Origin of the sequence: Rhizobium sp. PDO1-076 (genome assembly GCF_000247475.1) — a bacterium.
Classification (GTDB): Bacteria; Pseudomonadota; Alphaproteobacteria; order Rhizobiales; family Rhizobiaceae; genus Allorhizobium.
Genome location: NZ_AHZC01000141.1, coordinates 1 through 4725, shown reverse-complemented (window position 1 = coordinate 4725; position 4725 = coordinate 1). Strand labels below are relative to the sequence as shown.

The following is a 4725-nucleotide window of genomic DNA, read 5'->3' as shown; positions in this document are numbered from 1 at the left end:
CGTGGCTGACCGGCGTGCAGACCAAGGGCGGCTGGGTCACTCAAGTTTTTCGTGACAAGAAGACGGGCCAGATCGTCGGCATGGCAAACTACATGCGCGCGGATCCGGCCAATGGCGTGGTCGAAGTCGGCGGTGTGGCGCATGGCCCGGCGATGAGCCGCACGCCGATCGCCACGGAGGCGCATTATCTGATGGCGCGGCATGTCTTCGACGATCTCGGATACCGTCGCTACGAGTGGAAGTGCAACAACGAAAACCAGCCGAGCAAGACGACGGCCGAGCGTTACGGGTTCAGCTTCGAGGGCATTTTCCGCCAGCACATGCTGTCCAAGGGCCAGAACCGGGACACCGCCTGGTATTCGATCATCGATGGCGAATGGCCGCTGGTGAAGGCGGCATTCGAGGCTTGGCTTGCGCGGGAGAACTTTGATGTTGCCGGCCAGCAGATCCGCCGGCTTGAAGACATTCGCAACCAGATCAGCCAGGGCCAGATTGGCCAAGGCCAGACCAGCCAGGGAGTGCCGGCATGAGTGAGGCGAAGAACAACGACCGCTCTACAGCCATTGCTGCAGCCCTGGTCTTGCTTTGTTTCGGTGCCGTACTTCTCGGCTTGCCGACTATCGTTTTGTGGATCGGCAATTATTCGCCGGCACTGGCCGCCGTTGTCGGCACAGTCGGCATCATGTCCTTCTTCCTGGTGCTGTGGCTGCGCGCCCGCTACCAGCGCAGCCACCCAACAAAAGACTGAAGGCTACGGCTGCAGGGCCGCAGCCAGGAGTATGGCTCCCAACAGGATGACCACAAGTGCGCCGCCGATCTCGATGGCAGCTGAGATATAGTGTGCCTTGGACGATTGCGGTCCGGAGAGGCGGATCGCCATCGCCTTTGCGCCGACGGCCAGGCTTGCCAGGATCGAAACGGTGATCGCAGTGCCGAGCGCCATGGCGAGCACGGATAGGACACCGCCAAGATAGAGCCCGTTCAACAGCGCGAATGTCATGACCAGCAGGGCGCCCGAACAGGGGCGCAGACCGACTGCGATGATGGCGGCCCAGGCGGCACGCAGGTCGAAGCGCTGGCCTGACAGCATTTTCGGATCGGGAACATGGGCAATGCCGCATTCGGCGCAGACCGAGCCGGGGGCAAGGGCGTCATGATCATGGGCGATTGCCTGTGCCTGGAAGCGCGACGAACTTGCCTTGGCGCGCGGTGCATTGCTTGTTGCGGATGCAAAGAGGCTGGCTGTGGCACCACTCTCGATGCCGGTTGCGGCAACCGGGCTGTCGAACAAATTGGCGCTGACGCTTGATGACAGGGGGCTCGCTTGGCGAAGCAAGGTCCTCAACTTGCGGACCAGCAGCCAGCTGCCGAACAGGATGATCATGACATAACTGCCGATCTCCAGTGTCTGGGTGGCGTCGGTCATGCTGATCGTCGTACCGCGCAGGGCGATATAGGCGAGGGCCACGACGCCGATCGCGACGGCGGCCTGCAGGAAGGCCGAGGCGAACGAGATGGCGATGCCGCGGCGCAATTCCACTTCGTTGGCAAGCAGATAGGACGAGATCACCGCTTTGCCATGGCCGGGACCTGCGGCATGGAAAATACCATAGGCAAACGACAGACCGACCAGACCGGTCAATTGCCATGGATCGTCGCGCATCGCCTTCAACGATCCGGTCAGGGCGCGGTAGAAGGCCTGTTGATGGGTGTTGATCCAGACGAGCCAGCCGGCGAAGGGACCGCTTGGCTGGAACGAGGGTTCGGCCGTTCCCACACCGAGAGGGGACGCGGCGTGGGCATAGCCTGCCGTCAGCACCAGCAAAGTTGCAAGCAGCGCAAACGCTGTCAGGCGTTTTGCCTCGACCCTGCTCAGCATGTCACTTCCATCCGTGTGGCGAACAGCTTGGCCATGTCGGTGCCAGCCGGATCATTGAAGAAGGCATCCGTCAGCGTACTCTGGTTCTGGGCCAGCACTTCGTCCGCGTCCGGGCGCACGACCGTGTGCTTGCAACCGGCGAAGCCTTTGCCCTCGACGAGGATGTCGTCGTCCTTGGCAAAATCGATCGCGGTATACAGCGTCGGATCATGGACGCCGAAGCTCATCTTTCCGCCGATCTTCAAGGGTTGGGCGGGTTTGGCGACGAAGAAGACGAGAAGCTGGTTGTCCTTGAAGTCGACATTAAAGACGTCCGGCTTGGACACGGGGCTTGCAGCACCGTCCTTGCTGATAAAGGTGAAGTAGCCATAGTCGGCCAGCGAGTCGCGGATCGTGTTGGCGATCTCGACGAGTTCGGAGTGGTCGAGCTTCAGGTCGCTATTGGTGTCGAAATCCATCAGGACGCTGGAGGAAAAGCATCGTCGAAGCGCCAGACATTGCGTAGTTCCTTGACCGTTCCATCGTCGTTGGCGATGATTTCCAGTCTGGCCTCGGCAAAGACATGCGGATGCGACAGGGCAGGGGCGGCCGATATCAGCGCCAGCAAGCCCGTGTATAATCCGAGGCGTTTCCTCATTGCGTACATACTCTTTTCGGCCCCTTTTTATATGCCCGCCTTCGATGCCGTTTTCTGTCTGACGAATGGGACGGAAGTGGGACTACGGTCCCTCCGTCTTATTCCAATTCGTTCGGGTCAGCCGTTGCGCTTGAACCAGGCATGCAGATAGTCGACGAAAGCACGGACCTTGGCCGGCAGGTAGCGGCGATGCGGGTAGACGGCATAGATGCCGCGGTCCTTGGCAATGTAGTCATCGAACAGCGACACCAGTTCGCCCGAGAGGATATAAGGACGGGCGATGAAGTCCGGGATCATCGCCACGCCCAGACCGGCGCGCGCCGCCCTCAGGGTCGCCTGGGGGCTGTTGACCTCGAGCGGGCCGCTGACATTGACCGTCAGCGTGCTGCCATCGGATTCGATAAACCGCAGACTGTTGTGCGAGCGGGTGTTGGTGTCGATCAGATAGGGGATGCGCGACAGTTCCGACGGGTGGACGAGCGGTCCGTACTTTTCGACAAACTCAGGCGTTGCGCAGGCATAGACGCGGAAATCCGAGATCTTGCGGGCGATCATGGCCGAATCATCCAGCTTGGTGATGCGGATGCCGAGATCGAATCCCTCTTCGATCAAATCGACGAATCGGTCTTCGGCGACGATCTCAAGCGAGAGGTCCGGGTTCTCCTTGGCGAAATCGATCAGCGACTGGCCGACCTCCGCATCGATGAAGGTTCGCGGCAGGGTGACCTTGAGCTTGCCCTTCAGGTCGGCATTATTCTCGCGCACCAGATCTGCCAAGTTATCGATTTCCTTGAGGATATCGGCAGCCGTGCGATAATAGGTATGGCCGGCCTCGGTCATCGAGAACTGTCTTGTGGTGCGGTTGAGCAGCAGCGCGCCAAGTTCATCTTCGAGTTCACGGACATATTTGGACAGCAGAGCCTTCGACCGGCCGGTCTTACGTGCCGCAGCGGAAAAACCTTCCGCTTCAACCACATCGATAAAGGCGCGAATGCGCGTCAGCGTGTCCATAAAGCCAAATCCCCCTCAAATTCAGCCGGATTGTGAACGCATAGGGCTGATTGTTCAATAAATATCGGTGTTTCGAGTAAAAATGGGGCTCGGGATGAAAAACCGCTTGATTATGACGTCCGGGTTTCTTATCTCCCGTTCAGCCCAAAGTCGCACGTGCCCGTGTGTGTCCGCCGACCCTCGAAATGGGATTCATCCCTAAGGTGAGGTCATCGGTAAGGTACCTGGAACTAACCCCTCCAGTCGCTATTCCGGCCAACCGGAAAATGCGAGGACATACGAAGCAACGACGGTGCGGGCCTTTTTGTTCTCTCCCGGCTTTCCATCAGCCGGGGATTCTGAAGAGGCACACCATCATTGCCGGAAGTGCGGTAGGGGCCACCCTCCAATCCATGGCAGACAAAGCCGGATCAATGTTCTTGGCGGAGCGTTGATTCACAATTCGCGCGTCGAGCGTATGCACGGCATCGGTGTCTCCACCGACTGATGCCGTCGTGTATTCTCGTATGCCCTTTGTCCTTCGGATTTATCCGAAGCTTGGAACTGTAGGGAATACAACGATGACCACTGCCCGCATCCTCGACTTCATCAACACCCGACGTCCCGAAGGTCCCTGCCTCGTGGTTGATCTCGACGTCGTGCGCGATAATTTCGGCGCCTTCCGTCACGCCCTGCCGGACAGCGCGATCTACTATGCCGTGAAGGCAAATCCGTCGCCGGAAATCCTGTCGCTGCTCGCCTCGCTTGGCTCGAACTTCGACTGCGCTTCGGTTGCCGAAATCCAAATGGCGCTCGATGCCGGTGCATCGGCTGACCGGATCTCGTTCGGCAACACGATCAAGAAGGAGCGCGACATTGCGCGTGCCTTCGCGCTCGGCGTCAATCTTTATGCGGTCGACAGCCATGAGGAAGTCGAAAAGCTTTCCCGTGCAGCCCCCGGCGCCCGTGTGTTCTGCCGTGTCCTCACCGATGGCGAAGGCGCCGAATGGCCGCTGTCGCGCAAGTTCGGCTGCGTGCCGCAGATGGCCGTCGATGTTCTGGTCTATGCGCACCAGCTGGGTCTCGAATCCTTCGGCGTGTCCTTCCATGTCGGTTCGCAGATGACCAAGGTCGACGCCTGGGACGGCGCTCTCGCAGACGCCAAGCGCGTGTTCAACTCGCTGGCCAAGCAGGGCATCGTCCTGCAGATGGTCAATAT

The 4725-nt window shown here is 59.7% G+C and carries 4 protein-coding genes and 2 pseudogenes; 3 read left to right on the top strand and 3 right to left on the bottom strand.

Annotated features, from left to right (window positions below; all coding sequences use genetic code 11):
- Together PDO_RS09990 and PDO_RS09985 are read left to right on the top strand one after the other, a co-directional pair.
- Positions 1 to 530, top strand: a 530-nt coding sequence (locus tag PDO_RS09990) for a GNAT family N-acetyltransferase (protein ID WP_007601231.1), incomplete at its 5' end; no start/stop codon positions are given.
- Complete coding sequence (locus PDO_RS09985) at positions 527 to 748, top strand: hypothetical protein (RefSeq protein ID WP_007601224.1); 222 nt, start codon at positions 527 to 529, stop codon at positions 746 to 748. The genes PDO_RS09990 and PDO_RS09985, both read left to right, overlap by 4 nt.
- Before the next feature lie 3 nt (positions 749 to 751).
- Here PDO_RS09985 and PDO_RS09980 read toward each other — a convergent pair whose 3' ends face one another.
- The 3 genes and pseudogenes from PDO_RS09980 to PDO_RS09970 form a co-directional block, all read right to left on the bottom strand.
- Complete coding sequence (locus PDO_RS09980) at positions 752 to 1879, bottom strand: nickel/cobalt transporter (RefSeq protein WP_007601222.1); 1128 nt, start codon at positions 1877 to 1879, stop codon at positions 752 to 754.
- A pseudogene (locus PDO_RS09975) lies at positions 1873 to 2516 on the bottom strand (DUF1007 family protein). Before PDO_RS09975 ends, PDO_RS09980 begins: the two are co-directional and overlap by 7 nt.
- A 117-nt stretch (positions 2517 to 2633) precedes the next feature.
- On the bottom strand, positions 2634 to 3527 hold the full coding sequence (locus PDO_RS09970) for a LysR family transcriptional regulator (RefSeq protein ID WP_007601221.1): 894 nt from the start codon (positions 3525 to 3527) through the stop codon (positions 2634 to 2636).
- Positions 3528 to 4087: 560 nt separating this feature from the next.
- Between PDO_RS09970 and odc2 the strand changes: the two are divergent.
- Positions 4088 to 4725: pseudogene (odc2, locus tag PDO_RS09965) on the top strand (ornithine/lysine decarboxylase); the annotation flags it as partial.

Bases quoted from the DNA above. Each gene is read 5' to 3' on its own strand.
- PDO_RS09985 (WP_007601224.1), top strand. From the start codon at position 527: ATGAGTGAGGCGAAGAACAACGACCGCTCTACAGCCATTGCTGCAGCC.
- PDO_RS09980 (WP_007601222.1), bottom strand. From the start codon at position 1,879: ATGCTGAGCAGGGTCGAGGCAAAACGCCTGACAGCGTTTGCGCTGCTT.
- PDO_RS09970 (WP_007601221.1), bottom strand. From the start codon at position 3,527: ATGGACACGCTGACGCGCATTCGCGCCTTTATCGATGTGGTTGAAGCG.